This window comes from Pseudomonas sp. PDM21, from assembly GCF_014852505.2.
GTDB lineage: Bacteria > Pseudomonadota > Gammaproteobacteria > Pseudomonadales > Pseudomonadaceae > Pseudomonas.
Window position 1 is genome coordinate 3,908,043 of record NZ_CM181223.1, and the last position, 16,376, is coordinate 3,924,418.

The window sequence follows — 16,376 nt, forward strand, 5'->3', positions numbered from 1 at the left end:
ATGACCGCCATGCCGCCCCAGGCGCCCACCCTCAACCTGCGCCCGCTGATGTTCGAGACCTTCGTCTGCACGGTGGCGGTGATGTCCTTCGTCGCGCTGATCGGCCCGGTGGCGCGCACCCTGGGCCTGGCGCCCTGGCAGGCGGGGATGACGGTCACAGTCGGCGGCATTGCGTGGATGCTCATGGCGCGCGTATGGGGTATCGCCAGCGACCGACTCGGCCGCCGCCGCGTGCTGCTCAGCGGCCTGGCCGGCTTCGCGGTGACCTACGCGCTGCTCTGCGCTTTCATGGCGCTGGCACTGAATACCTCGATGTCACCGCTGCCCGCCTTCATCGGCATCGTCGCACTGCGGGGGTTGGCGGGCGGTTTCTATGCGGCCGTGCCGGCCTGCTCGGCGGCGCTGGTCGCGGACCATGTGAGCGCGGACAAGCGCGCTTCGGCCATGGCCGGATTGGGTGCCGCGAGTGCCGTAGGCATGGTGGTCGGCCCGAGCTTCGCCGGTCTGCTGGCCATGCTCGGTCTGGCCCTGCCGCTGCTGCTCACCTGCCTGCTGCCGCTGCTGGCGTTCGCCGTTCTGTGGCGCTGGCTGCCCGATAGCCAGCGCGTCAGCGAACGCAAGGGCCCGGCGCTGGCGATCAGCGACAAGCGCCTGCGCCGCTCGCTCACCCTGGGCTTCATCGCCATGGTCTGCGTGACCGTGGCGCAGATGACCGTCGGCTTCTTCGCCCTCGACCGCCTGCAGCTGCCACCGGCCGATGCCGCCCGCGTCGCCGGCATCGCGCTCACCTCGGTGGGCGTGGCGCTGATCTGCGCGCAGATGCTGGTGCGCAAGCTGAACTGGGCGCCGCTGCGCCTGATCGGCGTTGGCGGCACTGTCTCCGCGCTGGGTTTCGCCACGGTGTGCTTCGCCATGGCGCCCTGGATGCTCTATGCCTCTTGCTTCGTCGCTGCCGCCGGTATGGGCTGGGTCTTCCCTGCCGTCTCGGCGCTCAACGCCAATGCCGTGGAAGCCGACGAACAGGGTGCCGCAGCGGGTAGCCTCGTGGCCGTGCATGGTCTGGGCATGATCAGCGGCCCACTGCTGGGCACCCTGCTGCACCAGCTGGATAGCCGCGCACCCTATGTACTGGTCGCCGCGCTGCTGCTGTTCGGCGTCGCCTGGACCGTGCTGCCGCGCAAGAGCGCCACTGCATGACTATTGCGGACGTCGTGCTGCTGGCCCTTCTCGCTATTGCATTGCTGGGTTGGTGGCTGCGGCGTCGGGCCCTGGCAATGGTCGCCGCCCTGCTCGCTCTGGTCACGGCGCTATTTGACGTATGGGACGACCGATGGCAGGCGGGTGCCGGCGCCGTGGTCGCCCTGCTGCTGGTGCTGGCCCTGCTGGTGCGGCGCAAGCGTCCGGCGCGGCTCCCGCTCTGGTCGGGGCTGTTTTTCACCCTGCTGACGGGCGTGGCGGTCGCCGCGCTGTACTGCTTCCCGGTTTCGCCTCTGCCCAAGCCGGGCGGGGCCTATCAGGTCGGCGTACGCGACTTCGAACTGGTCGACGCCAGCCGTACCGGAGTGCTCGGCGCGCCTGCCGGCAAGGCCCGGCGCCTGCTGGTGCGGGTCTGGTATCCAGCCCGGCCAGTGGCGGGCAGCAAACCACGCAATTACTTCAGCGCCGCCGAATCGCGCAGCACCGCGCGCGGCTTCGGCGAGCTGTTCCATTTCCCGCCTCTGCTCACGTACTTGCGTCATCTGCGGACCAACTCTTTTGAGAACGCGCCGCTTCGCGCCGACCTGGGTCGCCTGCCGGTGGTGTTCTACAGCCATGGTTATGGCTCGTTCGCCGGCATGAACGGGCGGATCATGGAGGAGCTGGCGAGCAACGGTTACGCGGTCTATTCCGTGCAGCACACCGGTGACGCGTCTCCCACACAGTTCCCCAACGGCGAGGTAGCACCGACTGACCCGGCACTCTACGAACACCTGCGCTACGCCTTCGAACACGGCTTCTCGCCGCTTCTGCTGCAAGGCTACGGCGAGGACGACCTGGCCCGCCGCCTCGACGGCCAGTTGCGTTTCGCCACCGAAACCACGCCGCCAGCCGACCGCGCCATCCACCTCAGCGCACCGGTCTGGCTGGCCGACCGGCTGTTCGTCCACGACCGCCTGCAGGCCGGCGAAGTGCCGCCGAATGTGGCCGACCTGGTGGCCGCCAGCGACTTCACCCGTACCGGCGAGATGGGCATGTCCTTCGGCGGCTCCACCAGCGGCGCCGTCTGCCTGGTGGACAAGCGCTGCGCGGCGGCGGTGAATCTGGACGGTGGCGACTTCGACTTCCTGCCCTTTGACAAGGACCTGCCAGTGCCGCTGCTGATGCTGCATTCGGACCTGTCGCTGTTCTACCGCATGCTCGGCCTCACGCCGCCGTCCCGGCCGCGCAGCTTCAACGACTTCTCCTACGAGAACCTGCAACACGCCGGGCAGAACCCGCGCATCCATCGCCTGGTACTGCGCGACGCTCTGCATGCGGGCCTCACCGACAATGCGCTGTACATGCGCCGCCCACTGCGCGACAAGCTCATCGGCAGCGCACCCACTGACGTTCTGATCGAGGCACCGGCGGCGCTGGTACTGGGCTTCTTCGACCACTACCTGCGCGGCCTCGACAACGGTTTCCCGCAGGCTCAGGTCGCACCTTGGTCCGATTGGCTGGAGCCCTACAGCAACCGCGCGGTGAGCCAGTGGTGGAACGCTCTGCCAGAGCTCGAACGCATCCAGTGGGAAGAGCGCATACGCGCGATGCACGCCCAGCGTCAGGCGCGGGGCCGCTGAAAGTCTGACGGGCGCAACCGACCGACTGCTTTAGCCGCAGACGCCATCACAAAGTCGTGGACACGCCGCGCCGATCCAGCTCGAACACCTTGCTGCGCTGCAGGCACTCGCGCAGCCAGCGCTCGGCCTTGCCCGGTTGACGCCGGCGTTGCCAGAGCAGGTCGACGCCCACCAGCCAGTCCGTGTGCGGGTAGGCCTCCAGCTGCAACTCCACCAGTTCGCCCGCCGCCAGCTCGCGCTGGATCAATTGCCTCGGCAGGGTTGCCCAGCCGAGGCCGGCACGGACCATTTCCACCAGCGCGAGGTAACTCTCTGCCTGCCAGACCTGGGCGGCGCGAAGGTATTCGCTGCTGGGCAGCTTGTGGGCATGGGCGACGAAGGCCAGCCGACGGTGCGCATGCAGGTCCGCGAAGCCAACCCGTTCGCGCTGTGCCAGCGCGAACTGCGCATGGCAGACGTGGGCCATGATCAGTTTGCCCAGTTGCTGGAAGGCCAGCTCCTGTGGGTACTCCGGCTGGGAGAACGCCACGCCGAGGTCAGCCTCCCCCTTGAGCACCAACTCGCTGACATCACCGTGCACGGGGTGGCGGATCAGCAGGTCGACGAAGGGGAATGCGGCGTCGAATTCGCGCAGCACCGGGATCAGTGAACCGTAGGGCACTTCGATGGCCAGGGTGAGCGAAGGCTCGACCTGTTCCGCCAGGCTGTCGGCGCTGCCCTCCAGCGCATAGCAGCGCTCCAGTACCGCCTCTGCCTGCAGCAACAGCTTGCGGCCGGCAGCGGTGAGAGCCGGGATGCGGCTGGAGCGGTCGAACAGTTCCACGCCCAGGTCCGTCTCCAGATTGGCGATCGCCGCGCTGACCGTGGACTGCGTCCGCCCCAGACGCCGCGCCGCGGCGGAAAAGGACCCGGCCTGGACCGCCGTGACGAACACCTGCAACTGCTCCAGCGAAAAGCGCATGGCTGATCTCCCTTCGATCTATCGATGCTAGCGATGGTTATTCATTTGTTCCATCGCTTATTTCGCAGGAATATTCCTTCCGACATCGGCAGCAGCTGCCCCCGACCACTGTGCTGCGTGTCACTCCGGGCGCCCGTAATAACAACAAGAGCCGCACCTTCAGGAGATTCATGACATGAGCCTTACCCGCGTTCACCCGGTGGACGAGATCCTGCCCCTGCGGCAGCTCTTCACCTTCGGCCTGCAGCACGTCCTGGTGATGTACGCCGGCGCCGTCGCCGTGCCGCTCATCCTTGGCAACGCCCTGGGCCTGACCCAGGCGCAGATCGTCACGCTGATCAACGCCAACCTGCTCACCTCCGGCATCGCCACGCTGATCCAGACCCTCGGCTTCTGGCGCTTCGGCGCTCGCCTGCCGTTGATCCAGGGCTGCTCCTTCATCGCCCTGGCGCCGATGATCATGATCGGCAAGCAGTTCGGCCTGCAGGAAGTGTTCGGCGCGGTGATCGCCGCCGGCGCCATCACCATCGCCATCGCGCCGGTGTTCAGCCGGATGTTGCGGTTCTTTCCGCCGGTGGTCATCGGCAGCCTGATCACCATCATCGGCATCTCGCTGATGCCCGCCGCCGCTATCTGGCTGGGCGGCGGCAACCCGGGATCGGAGGACTTCGGCAAACCGGCCAACCTGTTGCTGGGGATGGCCACGGTGGCGATCACCCTGGTGATCTATGCGCGTTTCTCAGGGTTTATCGGCAATCTGAGTGTGCTGATCGGGCTGGTCGCCGGCAGCCTGCTCGCTGCTGCCTTCGGCATGACCCATTTCGGCCAGGTGGGCGAAGCGGCCTGGTTCGAGTTGAGCCCGCCAATGGCCTTCGGTGTCCCGCAGTTCTCCCTCACACCGATCCTGATCATGGTCCTGGCGATGCTGGTGATCATGGCCGAGACCACCGGCAACTGCCTGGCCATCGGCAAGCTGGTGGGCAAGCCGACCGATCAGCGCACCCTGGGCAATGCCTTCCGTGCCGACGGCCTGTCGACCCTGCTCGGCGGCATTTTCAACAGTTTCCCCTACAACGCATTCACCCAGAACACCGGGCTGATCGCCCTTTCCAACGTGAAGAGCCGCTTCGTGGTCGCCGCCGCCGGCGCAATCATGGTGCTGATGGGGCTGTTCCCCAAGCTCGGCGCACTGATCGCAGCAGTCCCCACGCCAGTACTCGGCGGCTGCGCCATCGTGATGTTCGGCATGACTACCGTGGCCGGCATCCAGGAACTCTCCCGCGTGCGTTTCGAAGGCACCCGCAACGGCATCATCGTCGCGGTTTCGGTCAGCGTGGGCGTACTGCCGATGTCCTTCCCGGCCCTTTTCGAACACGCCAGCGGCCCGCTCAAGCTGGTGCTGGAGAGCGGCATCTTCCTCGGTGCGATTACCGCCATCCTGCTCAACCTGCTGCTCAACAACGACAAGAGCGCTACCGCCGAACCCGCCGGACAGGCCAGCGCCACCGAGTGATCCATCCGGCGTGCGCCTCCGGGCGCACGCACCACTTCACTGCCCAAGGAACTTCCATGACTCACTTCAGCAAGCTCACTCCTGCCGGACTGTCGGATCTCGACCTCGACCTGCTGCGCCAGTCGATCCGCCTTTCCGAGGAGTCCCGTGAACGCGGGCGCCATCCCTTTGCCGCACTGGTAGCCGACGCCCAGGGCCGGGTGATCGCCAGCGCCGGCAACAACTCGATGCCGCCCGAAGGCGACCCAACCCAGCACGCCGAACTGGTGGCCGCCGCCCTTGCTGCGCGTCAGCTGAGCCCAGAGGAACTGGCAAACTGCACGCTCTACACCAGCGCCGAACCCTGCTGCATGTGCTCCGGGGCGATCTACTGGACCGGCATCGGTCGGGTGGTCTACGCGCTCTCCGAGCACTCGCTGCTGGGCCTGACTGGCGCACATCCGGAGAACCCGACCTTCTCCCTGCCCTGCCGGGAAGTCTTTGCCCGTGGCCAGCGTGTGATCGACGTGCACGGACCAATGCTGGAGGACGAAGCCGCGACGGCCCATGTGGGGTTCTGGGAATGAATGGCGGCCTGTCCATCCATGTCGTCGACATCGCCAGCGGTCGGGTCGCGCAAGGGCTGGAACTGAGCGTGGGGCGGTACGATGGCAGCGTCATCCTGCACGGCCGCATCGATGAGCGAGGCCTGCTGCCAGGGCTGGAGGCGCTCGCCGAGCAGTTTGGCAGCGGGGTCTACGAAGTGCGCCTGGAGGTCGCCGATTTCTACCGGGCAGCCGGAGCTGCGCTGCCCGACACGCCCTTTCTCGACGAGCTGATCTACCGCTTCGGCATCGGCGATGCGCACCAGCACTATCACCTTCCGTTCAAACTCACCGCGTGGGGCCTTTCCTGCTTCCGTGGCGGAGCCTGAGCCACGCAACGATGCAGCGGGGCTTCGCTATCGGGCGAAGCCCCTGCGCTCGGTCAGGCATGCCAGCAGCGATACCAGCCGTCCTGTTCAGTCACCTTCAGCGGCGCCTGGTACAGGGCCGACAGGTGCTCGCTGGTGAGAATCTCGGCCTTTGGCCCGTCGGCCACTACCTTGCCATTGGCGATCAGCACCACGCGCTCGATCTCCGGGATGATCTCGTCCAGATGGTGGGTGGTGATGATCATCGCGTGCTCAGGCCCGCAGAAGCGCCGCAGCAGGGTTAGCATCTGCAGGCTGGCGCCCATGTCCAGGCCGTTGGCCGGCTCGTCGAGGATCAGTGCGCGGGGCTCGTGGATCAGTGCGCGGGCCAGCAGCAGGCGACGCTTCTGGCCGGTGGACAGGCGCTGGAACATGCGTTCGGCATAGTCGCCCATCTCCACGGCGGCGAGCATCTCGCGGGACTTTTCGACCTGTTCTGGTGTGGGTTGCAGGTGGCCATGGCTGCCGATGGCACCGAAGAAACCGGAGATCACCACATCCAGCGCCTGGGTGAACGGCGTGTAGTCCTCCTGCAGGTCCTGGGAGACGAAGCCGATGCGGCTGCGCAGGTCCCAGAGCGTGACGTTCTGCAGGCCGAACAGATTCAGCGAGCTGTCCGGGCGATCCACCGGGTAAAGCTCGCGGCTGATCAACTTGAGCAGAGTGCTCTTGCCGGCGCCGTTGGGGCCGAGGATGGCGACCTTCTCGCCTTCGCCGATGTGTAGGGAGAAGCCGTCCAGCACGCGGGTCTGCTGCTGGTAGGCGGTGACGTTGTTGAAGTCGATCATGGCGGGGTCAGCTGGTGGAGAAAAAGAGAACCTCTTCTACCATGCTCCGTCCGTCAGGGCAGCCCTTTCACGCATAAGCAGGCGATAACCTGATCTGGCCATTGTGTCCGAAGTGCCACCTCACAAGGGATGCAGCCTCAATGTACAAACCCACTTCCCCGACGCTGGACGACGACGTCTGCGTACACATCTTTTCCGTTTCCGCCACCATGGTCGGGGTATGCCTGACGGTGATCGGCATCATCCGCGTGGTCATCACCCTGCGTCAGGAGAACCTGATCTTCGACGACCTGGTGGCGGTGAACCTGCTGTTCTATCTCGTCGCAGCCTTCAGCTCCTACTGGAGCCTGCGCACCCACCGCATGCGCCGCGGACGCCGGATGCTGCACGTGGCGGACACGGCGTTCCTCACCGCACTGGTCTTCACCGCAATCAACGCCGCCGGTATCACCTGGATGATCTCCGCTTTTCCCGGCCACTGATCGGCAGAAAGCGACTCAGGGAACCAGCAGGTGCAGCGCTCGCCGCAAACCGTCCGGCAGACTCACTGGCCGGCGCGACTCGCGGCCGACATAGACATGGACGAAATGGCCCTGTGCCGCCGCCTCGCGCTCGCCCTCACGGAACAGGCCGATCTCGTAGCGCACGCTGGATGATCCCAGCTTGGTCACCCGCAGACCGGCGTCCACCACATCCGGGAAGGCAATGGACTGGAAGTAGTTGCACTGGGTTTCAACCACCAGGCCGATGACCTCGCCATCGGTGAAATCCAGCACCTCCTTGCGCATCAGGTACTCGTTCACCACGGTGTCGAAGTAGCTGTAGTAATTGACGTTGTTGACGTGACCATAGACGTCGTTGTCCATCCAGCGGGTCGGGATGGACAGGAAATGCGGGTAGCTTTCACGAAGGCTGACGACGGGTTTCATCGCTCTGACTCCAGCGGTGAGGGATTGGGATTCAACGGGTTGGCCGGATGCCCTCACTGAAAGCATCCGGCGCACGGCCTCAGGCCGGGGTCTTGCCGTAGCGGCGCACGCGGATATCGGCCTGTTCCTTGTGTCCGGCGAAGCCTTCCAGGGCGCACAGGCGCGAGCAGTACTCGCCCACCAGGGCCGAAGCCTCGTCGGTAAGCACGCGCTGGTAGGTGCAGGTCTTGATGAACTTGCCGACCCACAGGCCGCCGGTGTAACGGGCAGCCCGGCTGGTAGGCAGGGTATGGTTGGTGCCGATGACCTTGTCGCCGTAGGACACGTTGGTGCGAGCCCCGAGGAACAGCGCGCCGTAGTTGGTCATGTGCTGGAGGAAATGGTCCGGGTCGCGGGTCATCACCTGGACGTGCTCGGAGGCAATGCGGTCGGCCTCGCGCACCATTTCTTCATAGGTGTCGCAGAGGATGATCTCGCCATACTCCTCCCAGGCTACCCGGGCGATAGGCGCGGTCTCCAGCTTGGCCAGCTGGCGTTCGATCTCCGCCGGCACCGCGCGGGCCAGCGCCTCGCAGTTGGTCAGCAGGATGGCCGGCGAGTTGGGGCCATGCTCGGCCTGGCCGAGCAGGTCGGCGACCGCCAGTTCGGCGTCGCAGGATTCGTCAGCAATGATCAGGGTTTCGGTCGGACCGGCCAGCAGGTCGATGCCCACGCGGCCGAACAACTGACGCTTGGCCTCGGCAACGAAGGCGTTGCCCGGCCCGACGATCATGTCCACCGGAGCGATGCTTTCAGTGCCCAGTGCCATCGCGGCGATGGCCTGCACGCCGCCCAGGCAGTAGATCTCGTCAGCCCCCGCGAGATGCATGGCGGCGACGATGGCTGGCGAGGGCTTGCCATTGAACGGCGGCGCAGCGGCGATGACGCGCTTCACGCCAGCGATCTTGGCGGTCAGCACGCTCATGTGCGCGGAAGCCACCAGCGGATACTTGCCGCCGGGTATATAGCAGCCGACGCTGTTGACCGGCAGGTTCTTGTGGCCCAGCACCACGCCCGGCAGGGTTTCCACTTCGACGTCCCGCAAGGCATCGCGCTGCACCTGGGCAAAGCGGCGAACCTGGGCCTGGGCGAAGCGAATGTCGTCCAGGGTCTCTTCCGACAGTTCCGCCACGCAGGCGTCGATCTGCGCCTGGGTCAGGCGGAAGTTCTGCGGTGCCCATTTGTCGAACTTCTCGGAGTATTCCCGTACCGCCTGGTCCCCGCGCTCGGTGATGTCGGCGAGGATGCCGGAAACGGTGTCGCGCACCTGCGCATTGATTTCCAGCTTCACCTGCTGGGGCTTGGAGTTCTTCAGATGCCTGATCATGGTCATTACCTGCTGGGACGGATGAGTGCTTTCGCCAGGACGAGCGCCGCCGTCGCGCAGCCGTGGCTACACGAGGGGCGCTGTGTCAGGCGGTATTAGTTGGCAGTGGGTGGCGGGGTCAGCTTCTGCAACTGCATCAGGGCGCGCTTGATCTGCAGGCTCTGGTAGTTGATGTTCGCCGGGTTCAGGCTGGCGCCCTCCTGGAAGGGGTACTGCGGGATTGTCGCCATGAACTTCTGGATTTCCGCCTGCACCGGCACGAACAGCCACATCTGGTCGGCGGCCCAACGCACCGACAGCGGCGATTCTTCGCGGGCAGTCTCGAAGGGGTCGGCCTTGAGGTTGGTGGTGACCGGCCAGTTGGTGACCTTGCGCGAGCCAGAGCCGATGGAGCCATCGACGCTGGCGAAGGCGACTTTCCAGTCCTTCCAGCGCAGGGCGTTGAGTTCACCGTTCTGGGAGAAGTAGAAGTACTCCTGGCGCGGGCTTTCCCTGGCCTCGCCCTTGAAGAACGGCAGGAAATTGTAGCCATCCAGGTGAACGCGGAACTGCTTGCCGTTGAGCTCACGGCCCTTGGCCAGTTCCTCGACCAGGTCGGGATCGCCCGCGGCGGCGGCCAGTGTCGGCATCCAGTCGTTATGGGCGATGAGGTTGTTGAAATGGCTGCCAGGCTTGATCACGCCCGGCCATTTCACCAACAGTGGCACACGATGCCCGCCTTCGTTGGAGGTGCCCTTCTCGCCACGGAAGGGTGACGAACCGCCATCCGGCCAGCTGACCTTCTGCGCACCGTTGTCGGTGGTGTAGACGATGATGGTGTTGTCGGCGATGCCCAGTTCGTCGAGCTTCTTCAGCAACTCGCCGACCTGCCCGTCGTGCTCGACCATGCCATCGGGGTAGATGCCGATTCCGGTCTTGCCCTGGGACTCCGGTTTCAAATGCGTCCAGATGTGCATGCGGGTGGTGTTGAACCAGACGAAGAAGGGCTTGTCGGCCTTGTGCGATTTCTCGATGAAGTTCTCGGTGGCCTGGAGGAATTCCTGGTCGATGGTTTCCATGCGCTTGCGTGTCAGCGGGCCGGTGTCTTCGATCTTACCGTCGGCATAGGAATGGATGACACCACGCGGACCGTACTTCTTCCGGAACTCCGGATCCTTCGGGTAGTAGTAGGTTTCCGGCTCTTCTTCGGCGTTCATGTGGTAGAGGTTGCCGAAGAACTCGTCGAAGCCGTGCTTGGTGGGCAGGTGCTGGTCACGGTCACCCAGGTGGTTCTTACCGAACTGCCCGGTGGCGTAGCCCTGCTGCTTCATGGCATCACCGATGGTCGGCGCCCAGTCGGGAATGCCGTGCTCGGATCCGGGCATGCCGATGGTCAGCAGGCCAGTGCGAAAGGGATGCTCGCCGAGGATGAAGGCCGAGCGCCCGGCGGTGCATGACTGCTCGCCATAAGCATGGGTGAACAGCGCCCCTTCGCGGGCAATGCGGTCGATGTTGGGCGTCTCGTAGCCCATCATGCCCTGGTTGTAGGCGCTGAGGTTGTAGTAGCCGATGTCGTCGCCGAAGATCACCAGGATGTTCGGCTTGTCCGCCGCTCCCGCCAGCAGTGGCGATATCAACATCACCAGGCCGCCCAGCCATCGTCTTGCAAGGTTCATCAACGCTCTCCTTGGTTTTATTGTTCGCTGCAGCAACCTAACGCAATGCCAGCGCGTACCGGCAAACCTAGCCAATTCCAGACGGCCTGCCTTCCACTCCTGAGGAGTGGGTCACCCCACCCACTATTCCGGGGTGGGTGCCTGCGCAGACGCTTTCCGCTTCACTGCGTCCAGACCAGCCTGCCGGCTGGTCACCGTCAGTTGCCGACGAGGACGATATGGCCGTACCCCTGCTCAACGAGCGCGATCTCGACTTCCTGCTCTATGAACTGCTCGACACCCAAGCCCTGACCCAGCGCCCGCGCTACGCCGAGCATGATCGCCAGGTGTTCGCCGGCGCCCTCGCCACTGCCCGTGCCATCGCCACCGAACGTTTCGCCCCGCACTACCAGAAAGCCGATGCACACGAGCCCACCTTCGACGGCGAGCACGTCCGACTGATCGAGGAAACCCGCGACGCCTGGAACGCCTTCGCTGACGCCGGCTTCCTCGCCGCCCATCACGATGCCGAGGATGGCGGCCTGCAGTTGCCGGAAGTGGTACTGCGCGCCTGCATGGCCTATTTCAACGCGGCGAACGTGGCCACCACCGCCTACTCTTTCCTCACCATCGGCGCCGCCAACCTGGTGAAGAGCTTCGCCAGCCGGGAACTGCGCGAGCGCTTCCTGCCCGCCATGCTGGACGGCCGCTGCAGCGGCACCATGGCGCTCACGGAGCCCGGCCAAGGCTCGGCCCTCGGCGACCTGCGCAGCAGCGCGCGCACTGCTGCGGACGGCAGCTACCGGCTGTTCGGGCAGAAGATGTTCATCTCCGGCGGCGACCACGACCTGACCGGCAACATCGTGCACATGGTCCTGGCGCGCATCGAGGGCGCGCCGGCCGGTGTCCGCGGCATTTCCCTGTTCCTGGTGCCCAAGTGGCTGGACGGTCAGCGCAACGACGTCGCCCTGGCCGGCCTGCTGCACAAGATGGGACATCGCAACACCACCTCTACCGTGCTCAGCTTCGGCGAAGTCGATGGCGCGGTCGGCTACCTGGTGGGTGAAACCAACCAGGGGCTGAACTACATGTTCCAGATGATGAACGAGGCGCGCATCGGCGTGGCGCTGGCCGCTGCCAGCCTCGGCTACCAGAGTTTCAACCATGCGCTGGCCTATGCCCGCGAACGGCCGCAGGGCCGCCTGCCCGGGAACAAGGACCCACTGCAACCGCAAGTGCGCATCATCGAGCACGCGGACGTACGGCGCATGCTGCTGCAGCAGAAGGTCTACGCCGAGGGCAGCCTGGCGCTGTGCCTGTTCGCCAGCAGCCTGGTGGAGGACTCCCACACCGCCCCGACCCCGGAACAGCGGCGCGATGCAGCCGAGCTGCTCGACCTGCTCACGCCCATGGTCAAGTCCTGGCCCTCGCGCTATGCCACCCTGGCCTCGGACCTGGGCATCCAGGTGCTTGGTGGCGCCGGCTACACCCGCGAATACCCACTGGAGCAGCTCTACCGCGACAACCGCCTGAACCCGATCCACGAGGGGACCGAAGGCATCCAGGCCATCGACCTGCTCGGCCGCAAGCTCGGCCCACGCGGCGGCGATGGCTATCGGCTTTTCCTCGAGCGAGTGCGCAGCGACCTGCGGCAAGCCTCCTCCGAAAACCCTTGCCGACCACTCATGACGCAACTTGAGGTTGCCCTGGGTCTGCTCGAGGAAGTCACCCATTCGCTGCAACGGCAGGTCGAAAAACACGCCGAGGCCGGATTGAGCAACGCCAGTGCTTACCTCGACTTTTTCGGCCGCGTGCTGGTGGGCTGGCTGTGGTTGCGCATGGCGCTGATCGCCAACCGTGCGCTGCGTAATGGCGCCCAGGGCGATGACGCGTATTTCTACCAGGGCAAGCTGCAGGGCGCGCGCTACTTCATGGACTGGGAGCTGGCTCCTCTCGCCGGAACGGCACGCCTACTGCTCGAAGGCAACAGCGCGAGCCTGGACATGCAAGACGCCTGGTTCTGACCGGCGCGTCTCTCGATCACCTCAAGCGGAGTCATCATGAACCCACTCGTCAGCTACCAAGTAGAAGCCGGCATCGCCCTTCTCTCGCTGTCCCGCCCTCCGGTCAATGCTCTCGGCCAACCGCTGCGCGCCGCGCTGCTTGCAGCACTGCAGCAGGCAGGCAGCGACGCTGCCGTGCACGCCATCATCCTGCAGGGTGCTGCCGGCCTGTTCAGTGCCGGCGCAGATATCAACGAGTTCGGCAGCGAGGCCTCCTTCGCGCCCCCTTCCCTGCCCGACGTGCTGCAGTGCGTGACCCAGCTGAAAAAGCCGATTATCGCAGCCATCTCCGGTACCGCCCTGGGCGGTGGCCTGGAGCTGGCGCTGGCCTGCGGCTACCGCATCGCCAGCCGCGATGCCCGCCTTGGCCTGCCTGAAATCAACCTCGGCCTGCTCCCCGGCGCAGGCGGCACCCAGCGCCTGCCGCGCCTTATCGACGTGGAGGCGGCGCTGGACCTGATGATCTCCGGCCAGCCCATCGGCACCGCACGCGCGCTGCAGCTGGGACTGGTGGACCGCGTCGTTGCCGAGCCCGCGACACTGCTTGAGGCCTGTCGAAGGTTCGCCGCAGGCCTGCTGGCGGAGCACTCGCCTGCGCAGCCAGCGCCGCGCTTCGCCAGACCGGGTGCCGACCTGTCCACCGATTTCTTCCCGGCCTACCTGGCAAGCCACGAGGCCCGCTGGAAGGACCGCCTGGCGCCACGCCTGGTACTGGCTGCCGTGGAAGCGGCATGCCTCCTGCCACTTGATGACGGTCTCAAGCGCGAAGAGACCCTGTTCAAGCAGGCCGAAGCCTCCGCACAGTCCACCGCGCTGCGCCACGTGTTCTTCGCCGAACGCGAGGCCGCAAGGATTCCCGGCATCGAAGCGTCCATCCCGCTGCGCCCAGTGAACACGGTCGCGGTCATCGGCGCCGGCACCATGGGCGGCGGCATCGCCATGAACTTCGTCAACGCCGGCATCCCGGTCATTCTCCTGGAACAGAAGGCCGAAGCGCTGGAACGCGGCCTGGCGAACATCCGCAAGAACTACGAGATCAGTGTGCAACGCGGCAAGCTGGACGCGACGCAACTGGAGCAGCGCATGCAGCTGCTGCGGGGCACGCTGGAATACGCCGACATCGCCGACGCCGACCTGGTGATCGAAGCGGTGTTCGAGAAGATGGAGATCAAGCAGCAGGTATTCCGCACCCTCGACGAGGTCTGCAAACCCGGCGCCATCCTTGCCAGCAACACCTCCAGCCTGGACGTCGACCAGATTGCCGGCGTAACCCGTCGTCCGCAGGACGTGGTCGGCACGCACTTCTTCAGCCCGGCCAACGTCATGCGCCTTCTGGAAGTGGTGCGTGGCAGCGCCACCGCGCCGGACGTACTCGCCACCGTGCTCAAGCTGGCCCGGCGTATCGGCAAAGTCGCCGTGGTCTCGCGCATCTGCTTCGGCTTCATTGGCAATCGCATGCTCGAACCCTACAACCGCGAGGCCCATCGCCTGGTGCTCGAAGGCGCGACGCCGGCCCGGGTCGACGGTGTGCTGACCGGCCTTGGCCTGAACATGGGAGTGTTGTCGATGACCGACCTCGCCGGCGTCGACGTGAACTTCCTGGTGCGCGACGCCAACCGCGCGGCGTTCGCCCATGACCCGAGCTACTACAAGCTGGGCGACGCGCTTTACGCGCTGGGTCGCTTCGGTCAGAAGACCGCGCGTGGGTTCTATCTCTATGAAGGACGCCAGCGCCAGGATGACCCGGAGGTCATTGCCATCGCCGAAAAACTCGCGGGCGAGCTGCACGTCCCGCGTCGCGCCATCGGCGAGCAGGAAATCCACGACCGTTGCCTGTTCATGCTGATCAACGAAGGCATCCAGTTGCTCGACGAAGGCATCGCCCTGCGCGCCGGCGACATCGACCTGGTATGGATCAACGGCTACGGCTTCCCGGCCTGGCTCGGCGGCCCGATGCACTACGCCGAACAGTTGGGCTTGAAACCTGTTCTCGAAGGCATCCGCCACTACCGCGACACCCTCGGCGATTACGGCCGGATGTGGTTCCAGCCCGCCCCACTGCTGGAGCGACTGGTCGCCGCCGGCAAGACCCGTATCGGAAAGCTCTGACCTTCGCGGCCGCCCATGGGGCGGCCTCTACCGACAAGGAACCGCAATGAACGACGCCGTCATTCTCTCCACCGCCCGCACGCCCATCGGCAAGGCGTTTCGTGGCGCCTTCAACGACACCACCTCGCCGAGCATGGCCTCCTTCGCCATCCGCGCCGCCGTGCAGCGCGCCGGAATCGAGGCGGCGGAAATCGAGGATCTGGTGATGGGCACCGGCATGCCCGCCGGCACCGCCGGCTGGAACCTCGGCCGCATGAGCGTGCTGGCCTCCGGCCTGCCGGTGTCGGTCAGCGGCCAGACCCTGGACCGGCAGTGCGCCTCCGGGCTGATGGCCATCGCCACTGCCGCCAAGCAGATCATGGTGGATGGCATGCAGGTCACCCTCGGTGCCGGGCAGGAGCACATCAGCCTGGTACAGAACCGCCATATGGACTGGGTCGGCGAGCACCACGACGCCCGGGTGCTGGCCAACGTCCCCCACGCCTACATGCCGATGCTGCAGACCGCCGAGCTGGTCGCCAAGCGCTACGGCATCAGCCGCGAGGCGCAGGATGCCTACGCCCTGCAATCGCAGCAGCGCACCGCGCGGGCGCAGCAGGCTGGTTTGTTCAATGCGGAGATAGTCCCGGTGTCAGTGCGCAAGTCAGTCACCGACAAGCAAACCGGACTGATAAGCCGCGAACAGGTCAGCCTCAGCCTGGACGAAGGCAACCGCCCACAGACCACCCTGGACGACCTGGCCCGGCTGAAGCCGGTGCTCGAAGACGGGTGCATCACCGCCGGCAACGCCAGCCAGCTGTCCGACGGCGCCAGCGCCTGCGTGCTGATGGATGCGCGCCTCGCCGAGCAGCGCAACCTGCAGCCACTGGGGCTTTACCGTGGCATCGCCGTTGCCGGCCTGGAGCCCGAGGAGATGGGCATCGGCCCCGTGCTGGCGATCCCCAGGTTACTCAAGCGGCACGGCCTGACGGTCGACGACATCGGCCTCTGGGAAATCAACGAGGCCTTCGCCTGCCAGGTGCTCTACTGCCGCGACAAGCTGGGCATCGACAACGAGAAACTGAACGTCAATGGTGGCGCCATCGCCATCGGCCACCCTTACGGCATGAGCGGGGCGCGAATGGTCGGCCACGCGCTGCTGGAAGGTAAACGCCGGGGCGTACGCTATGTCGTGGTGAGCATGTGCGTCGGCGGCGGCATGGGTGCCGCCGGGCTGTTCGAAGTGCTCTGATGGAGTTGCCC

Annotated in this window: 14 protein-coding genes; 9 read left to right on the plus strand and 5 right to left on the minus strand. The window is 65.7% G+C overall.

Going from position 1 to position 16,376, the window contains the following annotated elements; genetic code table 11:
- A complete protein-coding gene (locus IB275_RS17835; protein ID WP_192294714.1) occupies positions 1-1,197 on the plus strand; it encodes an MFS transporter in 1,197 nt (398 codons plus the stop codon).
- The gene (locus IB275_RS17840; protein ID WP_192294715.1) at positions 1,194-2,819 is read left to right on the plus strand and encodes an alpha/beta hydrolase; all 1,626 of its coding nucleotides are present in this window, start codon (positions 1,194-1,196) and stop codon (positions 2,817-2,819) included. The genes IB275_RS17835 and IB275_RS17840 overlap by 4 nt, the downstream gene beginning before the upstream one ends.
- Positions 2,820-2,865: 46 nt before the next feature.
- Here the strand turns inward: IB275_RS17840 and IB275_RS17845 are convergent, their stop codons facing one another.
- Positions 2,866-3,780 carry a LysR family transcriptional regulator gene (locus IB275_RS17845; protein ID WP_081518219.1) on the minus strand — a complete coding sequence of 305 codons (915 nt, stop codon included), beginning with the start codon at positions 3,778-3,780 and terminating at the stop codon, positions 2,866-2,868.
- Between the two features lie 175 nt (positions 3,781-3,955).
- Here IB275_RS17845 and IB275_RS17850 point away from each other — a divergent pair, with 175 nt between their 5' ends.
- Genes IB275_RS17850 through IB275_RS17860 form a run of 3 tightly spaced genes read left to right on the plus strand, consistent with a single transcriptional unit; the run spans position 3,956 to position 6,206 of the window.
- Positions 3,956-5,293, plus strand: a complete 1,338-nt coding sequence (locus tag IB275_RS17850; RefSeq protein ID WP_192294716.1) for a nucleobase:cation symporter-2 family protein — start codon at positions 3,956-3,958, stop codon at positions 5,291-5,293.
- 56 nt (positions 5,294-5,349) lie between these two features.
- The gene (locus IB275_RS17855) at positions 5,350-5,859 is read left to right on the plus strand and encodes a nucleoside deaminase (protein WP_192294717.1); all 510 of its coding nucleotides are present in this window, start codon (positions 5,350-5,352) and stop codon (positions 5,857-5,859) included.
- A complete protein-coding gene (locus tag IB275_RS17860; protein WP_192294718.1) occupies positions 5,856-6,206 on the plus strand; it encodes a hydroxyisourate hydrolase in 351 nt (116 codons plus the stop codon). Before IB275_RS17855 ends, IB275_RS17860 begins: the two co-directional genes overlap by 4 nt.
- 53 nt (positions 6,207-6,259) lie before the next feature.
- Here IB275_RS17860 and IB275_RS17865 read toward each other — a convergent pair whose 3' ends face one another.
- Complete coding sequence (locus tag IB275_RS17865) at positions 6,260-7,033, minus strand: ABC transporter ATP-binding protein (protein WP_192294719.1); 774 nt, start codon at positions 7,031-7,033, stop codon at positions 6,260-6,262.
- A gap of 140 nt (positions 7,034-7,173) precedes the next feature.
- Between IB275_RS17865 and IB275_RS17870 the strand changes: the two genes are divergently transcribed.
- Positions 7,174-7,515: a hypothetical protein gene (locus IB275_RS17870; protein WP_192294720.1), complete on the plus strand. Its 342-nt coding sequence runs from the start codon at positions 7,174-7,176 to the stop codon at positions 7,513-7,515.
- A gap of 15 nt (positions 7,516-7,530) precedes the next feature.
- On the opposite strand, the gene IB275_RS17875 is transcribed toward IB275_RS17870, so the two are convergent.
- The 3 genes from IB275_RS17875 to IB275_RS17885 all read right to left on the minus strand — a co-directional run bounded on the left by IB275_RS17875 (position 7,531) and on the right by IB275_RS17885 (position 10,983).
- Complete coding sequence (locus tag IB275_RS17875) at positions 7,531-7,962, minus strand: acyl-CoA thioesterase (protein ID WP_192294721.1); 432 nt, start codon at positions 7,960-7,962, stop codon at positions 7,531-7,533.
- Positions 7,963-8,041: 79 nt separating this feature from the next.
- Complete coding sequence (hisD, locus tag IB275_RS17880; RefSeq protein ID WP_192294722.1) at positions 8,042-9,328, minus strand: histidinol dehydrogenase; 1,287 nt, start codon at positions 9,326-9,328, stop codon at positions 8,042-8,044.
- Between the two features lie 95 nt (positions 9,329-9,423).
- The gene (locus tag IB275_RS17885; protein ID WP_225607780.1) at positions 9,424-10,983 is read right to left on the minus strand and encodes an arylsulfatase; all 1,560 of its coding nucleotides are present in this window, start codon (positions 10,981-10,983) and stop codon (positions 9,424-9,426) included.
- Between the two features lie 218 nt (positions 10,984-11,201).
- On the opposite strand from IB275_RS17885, the gene IB275_RS17890 reads away from it, so the two are divergent.
- From IB275_RS17890 to IB275_RS17900, 3 genes are read left to right on the plus strand one after another with little or no spacing between them, the layout of a single operon-like run.
- A complete protein-coding gene (locus IB275_RS17890) occupies positions 11,202-12,986 on the plus strand; it encodes an acyl-CoA dehydrogenase (RefSeq protein WP_192294723.1) in 1,785 nt (594 codons plus the stop codon).
- Positions 12,987-13,022: 36 nt separating this feature from the next.
- Complete coding sequence (locus tag IB275_RS17895) at positions 13,023-15,134, plus strand: 3-hydroxyacyl-CoA dehydrogenase NAD-binding domain-containing protein (protein WP_192294724.1); 2,112 nt, start codon at positions 13,023-13,025, stop codon at positions 15,132-15,134.
- Between the two features lie 46 nt (positions 15,135-15,180).
- Complete coding sequence (locus tag IB275_RS17900) at positions 15,181-16,365, plus strand: acetyl-CoA C-acyltransferase (RefSeq protein WP_192294725.1); 1,185 nt, start codon at positions 15,181-15,183, stop codon at positions 16,363-16,365.
- Positions 16,366-16,376: the final 11 nt, after the last annotated feature.